This window comes from Pseudomonas sp. Je.1.5.c, from assembly GCF_051129895.1.
In the GTDB taxonomy this organism is placed as follows: Bacteria; Pseudomonadota; Gammaproteobacteria; order Pseudomonadales; family Pseudomonadaceae; genus Aquipseudomonas; species Aquipseudomonas urmiensis.
This window is the reverse complement of record NZ_JBCPSP010000036.1, coordinates 1-18,706: the sequence shown is the minus strand read 5'-3', so window position 1 is coordinate 18,706 and position 18,706 is coordinate 1. Positions and strand designations below refer to the sequence as shown.

Sequence of the window (18,706 nt, the reverse complement as noted above, 5' to 3'; positions counted from 1 at the left end):
TCGGCCGTTTTTCAAACGAATAAAGCAGGAGAGTGTTGGAGGGTAAAGCGAGGAAAGAAAATGGCAGGGGCGGCTGGATTCGAACCAACGCATGGCAGGATCAAAACCTGCTGCCTTACCGCTTGGCGACGCCCCTGTATCGGATGCGACGAGTGCTGAGCACTGTCGTTCTGACAACTCCCCTTGGATGACAACATGGGTTGCTGTCGGGGAATGCGCGGCACTTTAACAACAAACGTTCGATGTGGGAAGTTTTTTTTAAAAAAAATTGCCGGAAAACAGCAGGTTAGTCATTGGGGGCCCTGCGCGGGCCTCATCGCGGTGCAAGTTTGCTCCCCTGGGTAGCGCGGTGATCGCGCAAGCACCACTCGACCACCCGTCGTAATTTCTCAACGCTGCCTCAACACAATCGCCTTGCCCCCTTCCAATCAGATAAGCCATATCAGCGCATCACAAGGAGGGCGCAATGCCAGTTTCCCATGACCTGTACCAGGACCTGCACTACCCGCGCGAGATCGTCCAGCAGCGCCGCCAGCAAGACCCGAAGCTCGACCGCCTGCTCGACGAGTACATCGATATCGACAATCAGGTGCTGGCCGCAGAATCGATCTCGGCGGGCATCGCCAACGATGACGATCTGCATCGCCTCAAGGAGCGCCGCCTGGCGGTCAAGTACATGATCGAACGGCAACTCGAACGCAAAAGCTGAGTCGCCAGACTGCTCGAGCAGCGCCGGCGTGCGCGCATCCGCAAAGCACCAAGCTGGGTGAGCTGACGAGCGACGTTGTCCGGTATCCGCCCAGTATCGGAGCTATCGCATAGTGCGATCGTTGCCTGCCAATTTATCTATTGGTCAAAATAGCCGCCCTCGCGCATGCTGCGCCCTGCCCTGTCCTTCGAGGAACTTTCGCTGTGTCCGCCTGGATCCCCACGCCGCTGCGCCACCTGCAGCAACGCCTACGCAGCGAAGCGCGCGCCGACAGTGCGCTGCTGGCCAGCTTCGAGGAAAAAGCCCGCGAGCGTGGCTACACCCTGAGCGACGGCCAGCGCCGGGTGATTGCCTGCATGGCCGAGCAGTTGGCACTGCTGGAGCAAGGCCAGGCACGCAGCCTGTACCTGTATGGCGCGGTCGGGCGCGGCAAAAGCTGGCTGCTCGATGGTTTTTTCCAGGCGCTTGCAATCGAGGCCAAGCGTCGTCTGCACTTTCATGACTTCTTCGCTCGCCTGCACCAGGGCATGCATCGCCACCGGGCGCAGGACGATGCCTTGGGCGCGACCCTGGATGAGTTGATCGGCAAGTGCCGCGTGCTGTGCTTCGATGAGTTCCATGTGCATGACATTGGCGATGCCATGTTGCTGACCCGGCTGTTCACGGCGCTGTTCGAGCGGGGGATTTTTGTCCTGGTGACGTCCAACTATGCCCCTGAGGGGCTGCTGCCCAATCCGTTGTATCACGAGCGTTTTCTGCCGGTGATCCGCCTGATCAACGGCCGCATGCACGTGCTCGAAGTGGGCGGCGATACCGATTTTCGGAGCCTGCCCGCCAACCGCGCGCATCAGCGCTTTACCCAGGGCCACTACGTGTGGCCGGGTGAGACGCAGCAGTTGCAGGCGTTGCTGGTGCCCGCTACCGAACCGGTCATGCTGGAGGTGAACCAGCGCCCGCTGCGCGCACTGGCCAGCGGTGAGCGACAGGTGATGTTTGGCTTTGCCGATTTGTGCGAGCAGCCGACGGCGGTGATCGATTATCTGCACCTGGCTGGGCGCTATGAGCGCTGGGTGATCGCAGGTCTGGATGACCTGGCCGAGTGCTCGCTGGCGGCGCAGCAGCGCTTCGTCAACCTGGTGGATGTGTTGTATGACCAGGACCGCGAGCTGGTGGTGATTGCGCGGCGGCCGCTGGCGGACAGTCTGGGTGGGGCGATTGCTGATCTGATGCGTACGCGCAGTCGCTTGGGGCAGTTGCATCAGGTTGGGCCGGTAACGCGCTTGGACTGACCGCCGCTATCGCGGGGCAAGCCCGCTCCCACGATAGCCGCGATAGCATCAGTTCGCTTCCACGCCACCTGTGAACGCTGCGCTATCGTGGGAGCGGGCTTGCCCCGCGATAGCGATATCAGCGCCGCCGCATCAGCCAGCCCTGGGCAAATCCGCCAACACCCCTTCAATCTCGCCAAGCACCGCCGGATCATCCAAGGTCGAAGGCGGCACATAATCCTGGCCATCGGCAATCTTGCGCAGCACGGCCCGCAGGATCTTCCCTGAGCGAGTCTTGGGCAAACGCTTGACCAAGCGCACCTGGCTAAAACACGCCAACGCGCCGATATGCTCGCGCACGCTGGCCACCAGGTCCTTCTGCAACTGCTGCTCGCCAATCCCTTGGCCATCCTTGAGCACCACCAGTGCCAACGGCACCTGCCCTTTGATCTCGTCATGCACACCGATCACCGCGCATTCGGCCACTGCTGGATGGCGTGCCACCAAGTCCTCCATTTCGCCAGTCGACAGCCTGTGCCCGGAGACGTTAATCACATCGTCAGTACGGCCCATGATGTAGACGAAGCCATCGTCATCCAGATACCCGCCGTCGCCGGTGTGGTAGTAGCCCGGATAGGTCTGCAGATAAGCCTGCAGATAGCGCTCATGATCACCCCACAGGGTCTGGCTGCAACCGGGTGGCAGCGGTAAGGCGATCACGATCGCGCCTTGCTGGTTGGGCTCCAGCAGCTGGCCGTCGTCATCCAGCACCTGCACGTGATAACCGGGCACGGCGCGATTACTCGACCCGGGCCGGGCGGCGCTGCCCTCAAGGCCGACACAAGGCGCGGTGACCGGCCAGCCGGTCTCGGTTTGCCACCAGTGATCGTGCACCGGCTTGCCGCTGACCCGTTCCAGCCATTGATGGGTGCTGGAGTCGAGCTTCTCCCCTGCCAGGAACAACTGGCGCAGCGAGCTCAAATCATGCCGGGCGATCAGTTCGCCATCGGGGTCTTCCTTGCGAATCGCACGCATGGCAGTGGGCGCGCAGAACAGCGCATTGACCTGGTATTGCTCGACTACCCGCCAATACGCCGAGGCATCGGGGGTGCGGATCGGCTTGCCTTCGTAGAACACCGTGGTGCAGCCGTTCATCAATGGCCCATAGACGATCAGTGAGTGGCCGACCACCCAGCCCACGTCGGAGATCCCCCACCAGACATCGCCGGCCTGCATGCCGTAGATATGGCGCATGGCAAAGCTCAGGGCCACCGCGTTGCCGCCGTTCTCGCGCACGATCCCCTTGGGTTTGCCGGTGGTGCCGGAGGTGTACATGATGTACAGCGGATCGCCCGCATCCAACTCGACCGGTGGCACGGGCTGGGCGTTGGCCAGCGCTTGAGTCCAGTCCAGGTCACGCCCGGCTTGCAGTTCAGCACGCGCCTGCGGTCGCTGCAGCACCAGCACCTGCTTGGGCTGATGCGTGGCCAGCTGCAGCGCGCGGTCGACCAGTGGCTTGTATTCGATCACCCGCTCGAACTCCAGCCCACACGAGGCGGTGAGCAGCAGCGTCGGCCGGGCATCGTCGATGCGCAGCGCCAGCTCGTTGGCGGCAAAGCCACCGAACACCACCGAATGCACCGCGCCAATCCGCGCACAGGCCAGCATGGCCATCGCCGCCTGGGGCACCATGGGCATGTAGATGATCACCCCATCGCCCTTGCACACGCCCAACTCGCGCAGCAGCCCGGCCAGGCGCGCCACTTCATCGCATAGCTGCTGGTAGCTGAAGCGCTGCTGCACGCCGGTCACCGGCGAGTCGTAGATCAGCGCGGTCTGCTCGCCGCGGCCCTGCTCGATCTGATGATCGAGCGCCAGGTAGCAGCTATTTAGGCGGCCATCGGCGAACCAGCGGTGGGTACCGTCGGGGTTGTCTTGCAGGGTCTGCAAAGGCTTGCGATGCCAGGCCAAATGCTCGGCCTGCTCGGCCCAGAAGGCCACGGGATCGGCAATGGAACGGGCGTAGCTGTGCTGGTAAGTCATGTCGGTCGCAACCTAAATACTTGTTGTTATTAAAGGGCGAGCCTCCAGTATGGACCGCCAGCACGCGCCTGCCATGGGACTAAAGTCCATAACCGACCTGCAAATTCGCAGACTCTGCGCCCCGCCCAGGGAGAATTTGCCGGTATCATGCCGGGCCCTGCCTCAGCACCCGTGCCACTGCCCCATGCATAGCCTCGACGACCTCAGAGCCGGCCGCCTGCGCGGCATCCCCCGCCTTAACCTCAAGCAAGGCCTCGAGCAGTTCCCCGAGGAAATCTTCGCGCTGGCCGAGAGCCTGGAAATACTCGACCTGAGCGACAATGCCCTGAGCACACTGCCCGAGGATCTGCATCGGCTGACCCGGCTCAAAGTGCTGTTCTGCTCCAACAACCGCTTCAACCACCTGCCCGAGGCGCTGGGACGCTGCGCCAAGCTTGAGACCATTGGCTTTAGGAGCAATCAGATCAGCGAGGTGAGCGGCGCCGCGCTGCCGCCCAGCGTGCGGGCGCTGATCCTCACGGACAACGCGCTTGAACGCTTGCCAGACAGCCTGGGCCAATGCCATCAGTTGCAAAAGCTGATGCTGACCGGCAATCGCCTGAGCGCCCTGCCCGCAAGCCTGGCTGATTGCCAACGGCTGGAGCTGTTGCGTATCGCCAGCAATCGCCTCACCAGCCTGCCCGACTGGCTGCTGCGAATGCCGCGCCTGGCCTGGTTGGCCTATGCCGGTAACCCGCTACCGGAGGGCTTTGTCGCGCCCCCTGTGGATGCCCCGTGCCCGAGCATTGCCTGGCAAGACATCGAGCTTGGGGCAGAGCTCGGTCGCGGCGCTTCCGGCTTGATCCACCTTGCGCACTGGCGCGGCCAGGACGCGCCACTGGCGGTCAAACTGTACAAAGGGGCGATTACCAGCGACGGCTCGCCCCTGGCGGAAATGAGCGCCTGCATCGCTGCCGGTGATCACCCGCAACTGGTGCGCCTGGCCGGACGCATCGATGACCATCCGCAACAGTTACCGGCCCTGGCCATGCAGTTGATCCCCGCCCATTGGCACAACCTCGCCGGGCCGCCGAGCCTTGCCAGCTGCACCCGCGACCAGTATCCGGACGCACGCCGTTTATCGCCCACGGCGCTGCGCCGGCTGGCCCTGGGCATCGCCTCGGTCTGCGCGCACCTGCACGCCCGTGGCCTGAGCCATGGCGACCTGTATGCACACAACATCCTCTGCGATGACCACGGCCAGTGCCTGCTCGGCGACTTCGGCGCGGCCTCCTTCCACTCAACAGCCGAGCAGCCTGCCGCCATCCTTTTGCAGCGTTTGGAAGTACGCGCCTTCGGCATTCTTCTGAGCGAACTGCTGGCGCACTGCACGCAGCCCGATGAGCAGCTGCAGGCTTTGGCCGAGCACTGCCAGCAGGCCGACGTCGCCCAGCGCCCAGGCTTCAGCGAACTGCTGGCGCTACTGGCGCATTGAGCGGCCACTGCGCGGGGCAGGCGGCAAAGCCAACACGCCGCTGCCCCAATCCGGTGCGAAGCCTCTAGAATAGCCGCCACCTACCTCAACGAGCTCAGCCATGGACATCGATCAGGCCCGTACCTTCCTGGAAATCGTCCGTTGCGGCAGCCTGGTCGCCGCCGCCGAGCGCCTGTTCGTCTCGCAAACGGCGATCACCGCGCGGGTCCAGCGCCTGGAGCAGCAGCTGGGCTGCCAACTGTTCGTGCGCAGCCGCAGCGGCGCCAGCTTGACCAGCGACGGCGAAGCGTTCGTCACCTACGCCAACCAGCTGGTCGAGACCTGGGAGGCGGCGCGCCGCGACCTGCCGCTGCCACAGGGCTGCCAGCAAGTGCTGCATCTCGGTGGTGAAGTGAGCCTGGGCAATCCGATGCTGCTCGACTGGGTCAGCGCCCTGCACCGCGAGCTGCCGAGTCACGCGATTCGCAGCGAGGTCAGCGACGGCGAGTCGCTGCTGCGCAAAGTGGAGATGGGCCTGCTGGACGCGGCATTGGTCTATCAGCCGACCTACGGGCCGGGCCTGCAGGTCGAGCAGTTGATGGAAGAAAAGCTCATCCGCATCCGCCGCGTCGATCTGCCCGAGCCCTACATCTATATCGACTGGGGCGAAGCTTTTCGCCGCCAGCACGACGCCGCCCTGCCCGACTGTGCCCGCGCGGCGCTGAGCTTCAACCTCGGCCCACTGGCCTTGCAGTTCATTCTCGACCAGGGCGGCAGCGGCTATTTCCGTACCCGCGTGGTCCAGGCGTACCTGGACAGCGGCGTGTTCGAGCGGGTGCCGCAGGCGCCGGAGTTCACCTACCCGACCTTCCTGGTGTATGCCCGCAAACGCGACAGCGAGGCCTTGCAGCAGGCCTTCAGCGTGCTGCGCCGGCAAGTCGCCGCCGGCGCCAGCGATTGGTCACAGCGCTGGGACCCGATCATCTGATTTCAGCGCAGCGGCGTTGAGCAAGTGTCGCTTGAGCCCGGCGATCAGGTCGCTCTGGGTGATGACCCCGACCAGGCTGTCGCCATCGAGCACCGGCAGGCAGTGCAGGCCCTGCTCGCTGAGCAGCGGCAACAGCCGCTCCAGCGGGTGCTGGCTGCTGACGCTGACCACCCGCCGACTCATCACCTGCTCCATCAGCACCGGCTTGCGCCGCAGCACGCCGCGCCAGCTGAAACGCCCACGAGCCATGGCCGGGCCAACCAGGTCGCTAAGGCTGACGATGCCCACCAGGCGGCCTTGATCAAGCACTGGCAGGGTCTTGAGGTGATGGCTGGCGAGCATCTTCCAGGCTTGCTCCAAGGTGGTGTGCTTGCTGGCGAACTGAATATCCCGCGACATCACCGAGGCGGCGGTGATCCCGCCCAGGCTGCGCTGCAAGGCGTGTTGCTCGGTGGCGAGGATGATCCGCTCCAGCTCGTCGCGGGTGACGTCGACGAACTCGCCGATGTCTTCCAGCGCCTGGTCGAGGTCGGCGCTGTTGATACCGACGCGCTCGCTGGGCAATGGATCGTGGGTGTGATGCAGGTCTTTACGCGGCAAGGGGCCCTTGGGGTAGCGCACCCCGGTCAGGCGGTTGTAGAGCACCGCAACCGTGATCAGGATCAGCGCGTTGAGCATGATCGGCTCGAGCAGGTGATCGCCTAGCGCAACCAGCCCTGAGTCGGCCAACACCGCACTGACCGCCACGCCACCACCGGGTGGATGCAGGCAGCGTAGCAGGCACATCACCAGGATCGAGATGCCCAGGGCGGCGCCAGCGACCCACAGCTCGCTACCAAAACCATGGCGCATCGCCAGGCCCACCGCACCGGCCAGGGCATAGCTGCCCAGCACCGGCCAGGGTTGCGCCAAAGGCCCGGAGTGCACTGCGAACACCAGCACCGCAGTGGCGGCCAGGGGGCCGAGCAGGTGTAACGCGATGGAGGGGCCGTAGGCCAGGCTGCACAACCAACCGGCCAGGAACAGGCCAAGCAGTGCGCCGAGGCCGGCACGTAGCCATTCTTTGCGGGGGATATTCAGAGGCGCCGGCAACAGGCGCTGCAATCGACTTTCAGGACGCGAGGCAGACATCGGGCAGTTGATCGTGTTCCAGGGGTTGATGGGTTATGTTTTTTAAAAAGAAAGCCCAGCCGCAATTGGCCTGGGCCCTGTATTGCAGATGCAATCGCTAAGGGGTTCCGTCCGTGGAGATGGAAACTGGTAAGTTTCGTGGCAGGGATTGTGCCGGGCGCACCGTTTTGGGGCCAATTCAAAAAAATGCGCTTGAGCTGCAATATTTTTGCAGGGTGGGACGTGGGCTGGCAGGGCCGGCCTCATCGCGGGGCGAGCCCGCTCCCACGAATGTGCGGCTAGGTCGACGATGGCGTGGGAGCGGGCTTGCCCCGCGATGAGGCCCCGGCGAACGACGAAATTCAGCGCCCCTTGCGCGGCAGCTCGATGCTTACCCGCAACCCACCCAGGGGACTTTGCAGCAAGGCGATGCGCCCGCCCCAGGCCTCGACGATATCGCGCACGATGCCAAGGCCCAGGCCATGCCCATCGACCTGCTCGTCGAGCCGCGATCCGCGCTCAAGCACCTGCATGCGGTTGGCTTCGGGAATCCCCGGGCCGTCATCGTCGACCCACAGCTGATAGCCATCGCTCGTCTGGGCAATGCCAAGGCGCACTTCGCTGTCGGCCCACTTGCAGGCGTTGTCCAACAGATTACCGAGCAGCTCCAGCAAATCTTCGCGGTCCCACGGCAGCAGCAACCCCGGTGCGACATCGCGCTCGAGCAACAGCCCTTCACCATGGATCATGCCCAAGGTTGCCAGCAGCGCCGGCAGTTCTGCATCACAGTCGAACTGCGCGCCCGGCAGCGCATCGCCGGCCAGCCGGGCCCGGTTTAGTTCGCGGGTCAGGCGTTGCTGGATCTGTTCCAGCTGCTCACGCATCTGCGCCTGCACCTCGGGCAGATCCTTGAGCCGTTCACTGGAGGCCAGACTGATCAATACCGCCAGCGGCGTTTTCAGTGCGTGGCCGAGGTTGCCCAAGGCATTGCGCGAGCGTCGCAGGCTGTCTTCGGTGTGCGCCAGCAGGTGGTTGACCTGATCCACCAGCGGTTGCAACTCACTGGGCACCTGGGCATCCAGCTGAGAGCGCTGGCCTTGCTGCAACTGGGCGATCTGCTGGCGGGCGCGCTCCAGTGGGCGCAGTGAGCGGGTCACTGTGATGCGCTGCAACACCAGCACCAGCACCAGCGCCACCAGGCCCATGCCTAGACCAATCTGCTGCATCCGGCGAAAGCCATCGCGCACGGGTGAATAGTCTTGGGCGACGCTGATCGAGATGTCCTGCCCCAGGCGCCGGTAATCGGCGCGAAAGGCCAGCAGTTGCTGGCCTTCTGGCCCTAGCTCATGGCTGTCTTCCAGGCCGGGCTTGGACGGCTTGGGCATGTCCAGGTCCCACAGCGAACGTGAGCGCCAGGTGCCCTTGTCGAAGTCGATGCGAAAGTAATAGCCAGAGAAGGGCCGCTGGTAGGCGGCAGACACCCGCCGCTCGTCCAGCTGCAGGCCGTTGGGGCCGCGCACCATGGCTACCAGCAGGTTCTCGCTTTCCTTGCGCAGGCCGGTTTCCAGGTAGCGTTGCAGGCCTACCTCGAACAGCCACAAAGTCAACTGGGCCAAGGCCAGGCCGACCACCACCAGCACCGCGACCAGGCCCAGGCTCAGGCGCGCCTGAATCGACTTCACTGGCTGTTCCCGGCGTAGACGTAGCCCTGGCCGCGACGGGTCTCGATCACGCTGCGCCCGAGTTTGCGTCGCAGGTGATTGACGTGCACTTCGAGCACGTTGGAATCGCGCTCGGTCTCGCCGTCATACAGGTGCTCGGCCAAGTGGCTTTTGGACAACACCTGCCCCGGATGCAGCATGAAGTAGCGCAGCAGGCGAAACTCGGCGGCGGTCAGCTGGATGTCGACACCTTCGCGGCTGACGCATTGCCGCCCCTCATCCAGGTGCAGCCCGGCAGCTTCCAACTTCGGCTGGTTGGCCAGGCCCCGCGCACGGCGCAGCAAGGCCTGGATGCGCAGTTGCAGCTCTTCGGGGTGGAACGGTTTGCTCAAGTAATCGTCGGCCCCGGCCTTGAGCCCTTCGATGCGCTCGGCCCAGGAGCCGCGCGCGGTGAGGATCAATACCGGGGTGGCCAGGCCTGCCGCGCGCCATTGGGCCAACACCTCCAACCCCGGCAACCCGGGCAAGCCCAGGTCGAGGATGATCAGGTCATAGGGTTCGCTTTGGCCCTGGTACACCGCATCGCGGCCATCGGCCAGCCAGTCCACGGCGTAGCCCTGGCGTTGCAGGCCCACCGTCAGTTCGTCCGCCAGGGGGACATTGTCCTCGACAAGCAGCAGGCGCATTCAGTCGTCTTCCTCGTCTTTGAGCAGCACGCCACTGCGGGCGTCCAGCTTGATCTCGCGCACTACGCCGGCAGGGGTCAGCAACTCGACTTCATACTCGTAACGGTTGTGCTTTTCTTCCAGCTCCGCCTCCAACAGCCGCGCCCCGGGGTAACGCCCCAGGGCGGACTCGAGCAGTTGCTCAAGCGGCAGGATGATGCCCTTTTGCCGCAGCTCAAGGGCTTCATCCTGGTCAAGGTCACGGGCCACTGCCAGCGAACAGACGGTCATCAGCGCAAGGGCGAGGTAGCGCGCCGTTCGCGGTACAGGGTTCATCAGTTATCCCGAGCGTCCTTGAGTACTTCACCGGTCTTGGCGTCCAGGTCCACGTCCCACTCGACGTTCTGCGCATCACGCAGCTCGACCTTGTAGATGTAGCGGCCGTACTCGTCTTCGAGTTCCGAATCGGTGACGGTGGCGCCTGGGTGCTTGGCGACCGCCTTGGCCTTCAATTCGTCCAGCGACATGATGGTCTTGGCGTTGACCAGCTTGACCACTTCGTCAGGCTGGACGTCTTTGGCCAGGGCAACGTTGGCGCCAAAGGCCAGGGCAGCGGCGGTGAACAGGGCAGTCAAAGTTTTCATGAGGGTCTCTCCGTCGAGATGTGTAATTTGTCTACGGGGTTAAGATTAACCACCGGTCCTTAACTCAACCTGAAAACAGCTGGCGCCATGATAGCGCAGCGCGTTAGCCGCCGGTTCCCTATAATGCCCCGCTTGTTAGCCGCGAGGTCGTGCATGAGGGCCATCCATATCAAGTCCCCTGCCCTGACGTTCAAGGCGGGCAAGCGTGCCTTGCACCAGATCCGCGAGCGCGGCCTGCGCGCCGCCGATGTGGGCGTGGTGCCTGGTGCTGCGGGCGGGCCAAAGCCGCTGGGGATCCAAGGCCTGGACCTGGCGCTGTTCGGTGAGTGGCTGCCTTCGGCGCCGCGCCAGCGGGCATTGATTGGCGCCTCGATCGGCTCCTGGCGCTTCGCCAGCGCCTGCCTCGATGACCCGGTTGCCGGCCTGCGCCGCCTGGGCGAGCTGTACACTGAGCAAGACTTCGCCAAGGGCGTGACGCCCGCCGAAATCAGCCGCAGCTGCCAGCGCATGCTCGATGACCTGTTGCAGGGCAACGATGGGCAGATCCTGGCCAATGCGCACTACCGGCTGAACATCATGGTGGTGAAAAGCCACGGCCTGCTGGCCGACGACCATCGCGCTCGGCTAGGGCTGGGCTTGTCTTCGGTGATTGCCAGCAACCTGCTTGGGCGCGCCCGGCTGGGCCGGCATTTCGAACGGATCATCCTGCATGACGGGCGTTCGCCACCGCCGCTGGATGAGCTGACCGACTTCCCCTCGCGCTACCTGCCGCTGGACCTGGCCAACCTGCGCCACGCCCTGCTCGCCTCGGGTTCGATCCCCATGGTCATGCACGGGGTGCGTGATATTCCAGGCGCTGGCAGCGGCACCTACCGTGACGGCGGCTTGCTCGACTACCACCTGGACCTGCCCTACCGCGGCGATGACCTGGTGATCTACCCGCACTTCACCGACAAGGTGGTGCCCGGCTGGTTCGACAAGGCCCTGCCCTGGCGCAAGGGTGACGCCACGCGGCTGCAGAATGTGTTGCTGATGACCCCCTCTGCGCACTACCTGGCGGCCCTGCCCTACGGCAAGCTACCTGACCGCAACGACTTCAAGCGGTTCATGGGCGATGCGCCAAGCCGCAAGCGCTATTGGTACAAGGCGATTGCCGAGAGCCAGCGATTGGGCGATGAGTTACTCGAGTTGATCGCCACCGGGCGGCTGCACGAACGGCTGCAACCGTTGTAGCGGGCATGCTGGTAGAATCGCCGTCAGCATTTTTTACAAGAGTCTCTACAGCGTGGAAATCTTCAAGGAATTCACATTCGAATCGGCCCACCGCCTGCCCAACGTCGCGCCAGGCCACAAGTGCGGTCGCCTGCATGGCCACTCGTTCAAGGTCGCCCTGCACCTGACCGGCCCGCTTGACCCGCACACTGGCTGGATCCGCGATTTCTCCGAGATCAAGGCGATCTTCAAGCCGATCTACGAGCAGCTGGACCACAATTACCTGAACGACATCCCTGGCCTGGAAAACCCGACCAGTGAAGTCATCGCCAAGTGGATCTGGGAACAGGTCAAGCCGCTGCTGCCTGAGCTGTCGAAAGTACGCATCCACGAAACCTGCACCAGCGGCTGCGAATACACCGGCGACTGAGTCAGGCCTGCCCGGCGCCCAATTCCAGGGCGTCGCGCAAAAAACGCGGGGCGATGTAGCGCTCGTAGTGCGCCTCGGACAGCAGGAAGAACTCGCGGTCGATGGCATCGCGCAGCTGCGGCAGCTCCCAGTCGCGAAACTCCGGCATCAAGGCCATGCCGTAGGCTTCCAGGTCGCGGATCATTCGCGCGCCGCGGGCGATCAACTGATACGCCCAGCAGTATTCGGACTGATGGGCGACGAAGCGAATCGAGCGCTGCTCCAATTGCTGGCGCAGGCAGTCTTTGTCGAACACCTCAAGCTTGGCCATCATCACCTGCACCAGCAATTGCTCCAGGCGCAGCCAGACCGCGCGCTTTTGCTCGTCGCTGTAGCCGTTCCAGTGGATCACTTCGTGGTGAAAACGCTTGCAGCCGCGGCACACCAGGTCGCCGTAGACGGTAGAGCACAAGCCCACGCAAGGGGTTTTGATGGATTGATTGGACATGAAAAAACAACGGCTTGGCGGTGGAACACGGCCCCATGTTAGCCCTTTGTCTAACCAGGGTCACCCGTTAAAGTCATAAGTGCCGCCTTACTTTCGTTCGCTTTTTGCCGTAGAATCACTCCGCCTTTTCAAGGCAACAATGTCCGTTGGAAGCTGTTTTCAAAGCGTCACGAGCACAGTTGATCCGGTAGAACGGCGTTGGCCCGGCTCATGCACCCTCGCATGGTCCGCGCCAACCCCTCATCAGCCTCCGTTCTACAGGCGTAAAACTTTGAAAGCAGCTTCTGTAAGGATTCTCTGCGACCCTGGCTGGGCGGCCCAAGAAGCCGTCATTGCGCATGGGTGCATGAGAATGCTGGATGAGCGTCCCGGACTCCCTTTAGGGACCACTGATGAGGGTAATAACTGTGCTTGAAGCCTACCGCAAACACATCGAAGAGCGTGCCGCTCTGGGTATCGTGCCCCAGCCGCTGAACGCCGAACAAACCGCAGGCCTGGTCGAGCTGCTGAAAAACCCGCCGGCCGGCGAAGAAGCCTTCCTCGTAGAACTGATCACCGACCGCGTACCGCCAGGCGTCGACGAAGCCGCCTACGTCAAGGCCGGTTTCCTCTCCGCCCTCGCCAAGGGCGAAGCCAAGTCGCCGCTGATCGACCGCAAGCACGCCACCGAGCTGCTGGGCACCATGCAGGGCGGCTACAACATCGAAACGCTGGTCGCGCTGCTGGACGACGCCGAACTGGGCGCCGTCGCGGCCGAACAGCTCAAGCACACCCTGCTGATGTTCGATGCCTTCCATGACGTCGCCGAGAAAGCCAAGGCGGGCAATGTCCACGCCAAGGCCGTGCTCGAGTCGTGGGCTGCTGGCGAGTGGTTCACCAACCGTCCAGCGATCGCCGACAAATACACCCTGACCGTGTTCAAGGTGCCTGGCGAAACCAACACCGACGACCTTTCCCCTGCCCCGGACGCCTGGTCGCGCCCAGACATCCCGCTGCACGCCCTGGCCATGCTGAAGATGGCCCGTGACGGCATCGAGCCTGAGCAACCGGGTTCGGTTGGCCCGCTCAAGCAGATCGAAGCGATGCGCGCCAAAGGCTTCCCGGTCGCCTACGTCGGCGACGTGGTCGGTACTGGCTCGTCGCGTAAATCGGCGACCAACTCGGTGCTGTGGTTCTTCGGTGACGACATCCCTAACGTGCCGAACAAGCGCGCTGGCGGTTTCTGCTTCGGCACCAAGATCGCCCCGATCTTCTACAACACCATGGAAGACGCCGGCGCCCTGCCGATCGAATTCGACTGCACCAACCTGGCCATGGGCGACGTCATCGACGTCTACCCGTACAAAGGTGAAGTGCGCCGTCACGAAAGCGACGAGCTGGTCACTACCTTCGCCCTGAAAACCGAAGTGCTGCTCGATGAAGTCCGCGCTGGCGGCCGTATCCCGCTGATCGTCGGCCGCGGCCTGACCGAAAAAGCCCGCGCCGAACTGGGCCTGGGTGCATCGGACTTGTTCAAGAAGCCCGAGCAGCCAGCCGACACCGGCAAAGGCTTCACCCTGGCACAGAAAATGGTCGGCCGCGCCTGCGGTCTGCCAGAAGGCCAAGGCGTACGTCCGGGCGCCTACTGCGAGCCGAAGATGACCACCGTCGGTTCTCAGGACACCACCGGTCCTATGACCCGTGATGAACTCAAAGACCTGGCGTGCCTGGGCTTCTCCGCTGACCTGGTGATGCAGTCGTTCTGCCACACCGCGGCTTATCCGAAGCCGATCGACGTCACCACCCACCACACCCTGCCAGACTTCATCCGCACCCGTGGCGGCGTGTCGCTGCGTCCAGGCGACGGCATCATCCACAGCTGGCTGAACCGCATGCTGCTGCCTGACACCGTCGGCACCGGCGGCGACTCGCACACCCGCTTCCCAATCGGCATCTCGTTCCCGGCCGGTTCCGGCCTGGTGGCGTTCGCCGCAGCCACTGGCGTCATGCCACTGGATATGCCTGAGTCGGTCCTGGTGCGTTTCAAGGGCAAACTGCAACCGGGCATCACCCTGCGTGACCTGGTACATGCCATCCCTTACTACGCCATCCAGCAAGGCCTGCTGACCGTCGAGAAGAAAGGCAAGAAAAACGCCTTCTCCGGTCGCATCCTGGAAATCGAAGGCCTGGACGAGCTGACTGTCGAGCAAGCCTTCGAGCTGTCCGACGCCTCGGCCGAGCGCTCCGCTGCTGGCTGCACCATCAAGCTGCCGGAAAAAGCCGTTGCCGAGTACCTGCAGTCGAACATCACCCTGCTGCGCTGGATGATCAGCGAAGGCTACGGTGACGCGCGTACCATGGAGCGCCGTGCGCAAGCCATGGAAGCCTGGCTGGCCAACCCGCAACTGCTGTCGGCCGACGCCGATGCCGAATACGCCGAGATCATCGAGATCGACCTGGCCGACGTCAAAGAGCCTGTGCTCTGCGCGCCGAACGACCCGGACGATGCGCGCCTGCTGTCTTCGGTACAGGGCGAGAAGATCGACGAAGTGTTCATCGGTTCGTGCATGACCAACATCGGTCACTTCCGCGCTGCCGGTAAGCTGCTGGACAAGGTCAAGGGCGGTATTCCGACCCGTCTGTGGCTGGCCCCGCCAACCAAGATGGACGCCCACCAGCTGACCGAAGAAGGCTACTACGGCATCTACGGTAAGGCCGGTGCGCGCATGGAAATGCCAGGCTGCTCGCTGTGCATGGGTAACCAGGCACGTGTGCAGACCGGTTCTACCGTGGTCTCCACTTCGACCCGTAACTTCCCGAACCGTCTGGGCGACGCCACTAACGTCTACCTGGCCTCGGCCGAGCTGGCTGCAGTCGCTTCGATCATCGGCAAACTGCCGACTGTCGAAGAGTACATGCAGTACGCCAAGGACATCGACAGCATGGCTGCCGACGTCTACCGCTACCTGAGCTTCGACCAGATCGCCGAGTTCCGTGAAGCGGCCGAAAGCGCCAAGATCCCGGTTGTTCAGGCGTAACAACAGCGACGAGCGTTAAGCTTCACGCTGTAAGAAAAGCCCCGGCAGAAGTGCCGGGGCTTTTTTGTGGGTCTTGCAGTGCCTGTACCGACCTCATCGCGGGGCAAGCCCGCTCCCACGCAATCCACGGCCCATGTAGCGAACTGCGTGGGAGCGGGCTTGCCCCGCGATGAGGCCGGCATGAACACTACAAAATCATCAGATCACGAACAGATCGACAAACCGGTGCACCGGTGTCGCCTCCAGCTGCGCCTGCGCCTTGCACAAGGCAAAGATCTGCGCACAACGCTGCCCGGCAAAGCGGGTAGCGAGGTTGGCCTTGAACTTCTCCTCAAGCAACGGGATACCCTCGGCCCGCCGCCGCCGATGACCGATCGGATACTCCACCGTCACCTGCTCGGTACTTGAGCCATCGTTGAAGAACACCTGCAGCGCATTGGCGATCGAGCGCTTGTCAGCCTCAAGATATTCACGGCTGAATCGCGGCTCCTCGACCACCTCCATCTTCTCGCGCAGGCGGTCGATGGTCGGGTGCGCGGCATGGAAGCTGTCTTCGTAGTGCTCAGCCACCAGGTTGCCGAAAATCAGCGGCACGGCGGTCATGTATTGCAGGCAATGGTCACGGTCAGCGGCATTGGCCAGCGGCCCCACCTTGGAAATGATGCGGATCGCTGATTCATGGGTCGTGATGACGATGCGCTCGATTTCATGCAGTCGGTTACGCACTTTTGGATGCAACACCAGCGCCGCCTCGCAGGCGGTCTGGGCGTGAAACTCGGCCGGGAAGCTGATCTTGAACAGGACGTTTTCCATCACGTAGCTGCCGAACGCCTGAGGCAGTCGCAGCTGACGCTGGTCGACCGGCTTGAGCGCCAGATCCTTGTTGGTATGACTGAACAAGACGTCGTAGAAGCCCCACTGCTGTGCACTGAGCACACCCGGAATGCCCATCTCCCCGCGCAGGGCGATATCGGCCAGGCGCACACCACGGCTTGACGCATCACCTGCGGCCCACGACTTGCGTGAACCGGCATTAGGCGCATGGCGGTAGGTGCGCAACGCCTGGCCATCGACGAAGGCATGCGACAGCGCCGACAACAGCTGCTCGCGGTTGGCCCCCATCAACTTGGCGCATACTGCCGTGGAAGCGACCTTGACCAGCAGCACATGGTCCAGGCCGACGCGGTTGAAGGAATTCTCCAACGCCAGCACCCCCTGGATTTCGTGCGCCATGACCATGGCTTCGAGCACCTGGCGCATGTTCAACGGTTGCTCGCCTGCTGCCACGCGCTTTTGCGAGAGGTGATCGGCCACCGCCAGGATGCCGCCGAGGTTATCGGACGGATGCCCCCACTCGGCCGCCAGCCACGTGTCGTTGTAGTCCAGCCAGCGGACGATGCAGCCGATGTCCCAGGCGGCCTTGACCGGGTCCAGCCGGTACGAGGTGCCGGGCACCCGCGCGCCGTTGGGCACGATCGTGCCCTCGACGAGCGGCCCCAAGTGCTTGCTGCACTCGGGGAAGCGCAACGCCAGCAGGCCGCAGCCCAAGGTGTCCATCAGGCAGTTGCGCGCGGTGTCCAGCGCCTCGGCCGAGCCGACTTGATAGTCGAGCACGTAGTCAGCAATGGTTTGCAGCACCCGGTCGTAGTCCGGGCGGTCGTTGAGGTCAACGTTGGCGCTCATCTCTGTTGCTTCCTGTTGCAGAGGGTTGAACAAAGAAGCCGAGCGCCGCTCATGTGTCAGGGGGTGCGCCTAGAAGGCATCACCAGGTACCCGTACCCAGCCCTCCATCAACACGCGAGCGCTTCGGCTCATGATTGCTTTGGTGACTGTCCACTGGCCATCCACCTGACGTGCCTCGGCGCCGACCCGCAAAGTGCCTGAGGGATGGCCGAAACGTACCGCGCTACGCGGGTTGCCGCCCGCTGCCAGGTTGACCAGCGTCCCTGGAATGGCGGCGGCGGTACCGATCGCCACGGCGGCGGTGCCCATCATGGCGTGGTGCAACTTGCCCATCGACAGTGCACGAACCAACAGGTCGATGTCACCTGGCGCAACCGCCTTGCCACTGGATGAGGTATAGGCCACTGGCGGCGCGACGAAGGCGACCTTAGGGGTGTGCTGACGCGTGGCCGCCTGATCGACGTGCTCGATCAAGCCCATGCGCAGGGCACCATAGGCGCGGATGGTTTCAAAACGCGCCAGCGCCGCAGGATCGCCGTTGATCGCGTCTTGCAGTTCGCTGCCGCTGTAACCGATGTCAGCAGCATTGACGAAGATGGTCGGGATACCCGCGTTGATCAGGGTCGCCTTGAAGGTGCCGATACCTGGCACTTCGAGGTCGTCGACCAGATTGCCGGTGGGGAACATCGCCCCGCCGTCGCCGTCTTCGTCGGCGGCCGGGTCGAGGAATTCCAGCTGCACTTCGGCAGCGGGGAAGGTCACGCCGTCCAGTTCGAAATCACCGGTTTCCTGCACTTCGCCTTCGCTGATTGGCACATGGGCGATGATGCTCTTGCCGATGTTGGCCTGCCAGATGCGCACGGTGGCGATGCCGTTATGCGGGATGCGCGCGGGGTCGACCAGGCCGCTGCTGATGGCGAACGAGCCGACCGCTGCCGAGAGGTTGCCGCAGTTGCCGCTCCAATCGACGAAGGCCTTGTCGATCGAGACCTGGCCGAACAGGTAGTCGACGTCGTGCTCAGCGTTGCTGCTGGCCGAGAGGATCACGCACTTGCTGGTGCTGGAGGTGGCGCCGCCCATGCCGTCGATCTGCTTGCCGTAAGGATCCGGGCTGCCGATGACCCGCAGCAACAGGGCGTCGCGGGCCGGGCCAGGTTGCTGGGCGCGCTCGGGGAGGTCTTGCAGGCGGAAGAACACGCCTTTGCTGGTGCCGCCACGGATGTAGGTGGCGGGGATCTTGATCTGCGGTGCGTGTGCCATGGTTCGGTCCTGATCATTCAGTTGTACGGCTGGGGCCGCTCCGCGCCCCTTCGCGGGCAAGCCCGCTCCAATCGGG

General features: G+C 63.6%; 16 protein-coding genes and 1 tRNA gene. 7 read left to right on the top strand and 10 right to left on the bottom strand.

Features of this window, described 5'->3' with window-relative positions:
• Positions 1–61: 61 nt before the first annotated feature.
• Positions 62–136, bottom strand: a tRNA-Gln gene (locus tag AAZU54_RS21290).
• Between the two features lie 330 nt (positions 137–466).
• On the opposite strand from AAZU54_RS21290, the gene AAZU54_RS21285 reads away from it, so the two are divergent.
• Positions 467–709: a hypothetical protein gene (locus tag AAZU54_RS21285; protein ID WP_312154193.1), complete on the top strand. Its 243-nt coding sequence runs from the start codon at positions 467–469 to the stop codon at positions 707–709.
• A 203-nt stretch (positions 710–912) separates the two neighbouring features.
• Positions 913–1,998: a cell division protein ZapE gene (zapE, locus tag AAZU54_RS21280; protein WP_434727644.1), complete on the top strand. Its 1,086-nt coding sequence runs from the start codon at positions 913–915 to the stop codon at positions 1,996–1,998.
• A gap of 132 nt (positions 1,999–2,130) precedes the next feature.
• Here zapE and AAZU54_RS21275 read toward each other — a convergent pair whose 3' ends face one another.
• Positions 2,131–4,020, bottom strand: a complete 1,890-nt coding sequence (locus AAZU54_RS21275) for a propionyl-CoA synthetase (protein ID WP_434727643.1) — start codon at positions 4,018–4,020, stop codon at positions 2,131–2,133.
• A gap of 184 nt (positions 4,021–4,204) precedes the next feature.
• On the opposite strand from AAZU54_RS21275, the gene AAZU54_RS21270 reads away from it, so the two are divergent.
• Together AAZU54_RS21270 and AAZU54_RS21265 are read left to right on the top strand one after the other, a co-directional pair.
• The gene (locus AAZU54_RS21270) at positions 4,205–5,494 is read left to right on the top strand and encodes a leucine-rich repeat-containing protein kinase family protein (protein ID WP_186554860.1); all 1,290 of its coding nucleotides are present in this window, start codon (positions 4,205–4,207) and stop codon (positions 5,492–5,494) included.
• Positions 5,495–5,594: 100 nt separating this feature from the next.
• Complete coding sequence (locus tag AAZU54_RS21265; protein WP_186554861.1) at positions 5,595–6,461, top strand: LysR family transcriptional regulator; 867 nt, start codon at positions 5,595–5,597, stop codon at positions 6,459–6,461.
• Here AAZU54_RS21265 and AAZU54_RS21260 read toward each other — a convergent pair.
• The 5 genes from AAZU54_RS21260 to AAZU54_RS21240 all read right to left on the bottom strand — a co-directional run bounded on the left by AAZU54_RS21260 (position 6,435) and on the right by AAZU54_RS21240 (position 10,541).
• Complete coding sequence (locus AAZU54_RS21260) at positions 6,435–7,592, bottom strand: HPP family protein (RefSeq protein ID WP_186554862.1); 1,158 nt, start codon at positions 7,590–7,592, stop codon at positions 6,435–6,437. The genes AAZU54_RS21265 and AAZU54_RS21260 overlap by 27 nt on opposite strands.
• Positions 7,593–7,933: 341 nt before the next feature.
• Positions 7,934–9,253: a sensor histidine kinase gene (locus tag AAZU54_RS21255; protein WP_186554863.1), complete on the bottom strand. Its 1,320-nt coding sequence runs from the start codon at positions 9,251–9,253 to the stop codon at positions 7,934–7,936.
• Entirely contained in the window at positions 9,250–9,918 is a 669-nt protein-coding gene (locus tag AAZU54_RS21250) for a response regulator transcription factor (protein WP_186554864.1), read from the bottom strand. The genes AAZU54_RS21255 and AAZU54_RS21250 overlap by 4 nt, the downstream gene beginning before the upstream one ends.
• Entirely contained in the window at positions 9,919–10,233 is a 315-nt protein-coding gene (locus AAZU54_RS21245) for a PepSY domain-containing protein (RefSeq protein WP_186554865.1), read from the bottom strand.
• The gene (locus AAZU54_RS21240; protein WP_186554866.1) at positions 10,233–10,541 is read right to left on the bottom strand and encodes a PepSY domain-containing protein; all 309 of its coding nucleotides are present in this window, start codon (positions 10,539–10,541) and stop codon (positions 10,233–10,235) included. Before AAZU54_RS21240 ends, AAZU54_RS21245 begins: the two co-directional genes overlap by 1 nt.
• Positions 10,542–10,694: 153 nt before the next feature.
• Here AAZU54_RS21240 and AAZU54_RS21235 point away from each other — a divergent pair, with 153 nt between their 5' ends.
• Both AAZU54_RS21235 and queD read left to right on the top strand, forming a co-directional pair.
• The gene (locus AAZU54_RS21235) at positions 10,695–11,774 is read left to right on the top strand and encodes a patatin-like phospholipase family protein (RefSeq protein ID WP_434727642.1); all 1,080 of its coding nucleotides are present in this window, start codon (positions 10,695–10,697) and stop codon (positions 11,772–11,774) included.
• Positions 11,775–11,826: 52 nt separating this feature from the next.
• Positions 11,827–12,183 carry a 6-carboxytetrahydropterin synthase QueD gene (gene queD, locus AAZU54_RS21230; RefSeq protein ID WP_186554973.1) on the top strand — a complete coding sequence of 119 codons (357 nt, stop codon included), beginning with the start codon at positions 11,827–11,829 and terminating at the stop codon, positions 12,181–12,183.
• A 1-nt stretch (position 12,184) separates the two neighbouring features.
• Here queD and AAZU54_RS21225 read toward each other — a convergent pair whose 3' ends face one another.
• Positions 12,185–12,670 (bottom strand): DUF1289 domain-containing protein, encoded by a 486-nt coding sequence (locus AAZU54_RS21225; RefSeq protein WP_186554974.1) that lies wholly within the window; start codon positions 12,668–12,670, stop codon positions 12,185–12,187.
• Positions 12,671–13,077: 407 nt separating this feature from the next.
• On the opposite strand from AAZU54_RS21225, the gene acnB reads away from it, so the two are divergent.
• Entirely contained in the window at positions 13,078–15,687 is a 2,610-nt protein-coding gene (acnB, locus tag AAZU54_RS21220) for a bifunctional aconitate hydratase 2/2-methylisocitrate dehydratase (protein ID WP_186555070.1), read from the top strand.
• A gap of 198 nt (positions 15,688–15,885) precedes the next feature.
• Here acnB and prpD read toward each other — a convergent pair whose 3' ends face one another.
• Together prpD and prpF are read right to left on the bottom strand one after the other, a co-directional pair.
• Complete coding sequence (gene prpD / locus AAZU54_RS21215; RefSeq protein ID WP_186554975.1) at positions 15,886–17,370, bottom strand: 2-methylcitrate dehydratase; 1,485 nt, start codon at positions 17,368–17,370, stop codon at positions 15,886–15,888.
• A 69-nt stretch (positions 17,371–17,439) separates the two neighbouring features.
• Positions 17,440–18,630: a 2-methylaconitate cis-trans isomerase PrpF gene (gene prpF, locus AAZU54_RS21210; RefSeq protein WP_434727641.1), complete on the bottom strand. Its 1,191-nt coding sequence runs from the start codon at positions 18,628–18,630 to the stop codon at positions 17,440–17,442.
• Between the last annotated feature and the right edge of the window lie 76 nt (positions 18,631–18,706).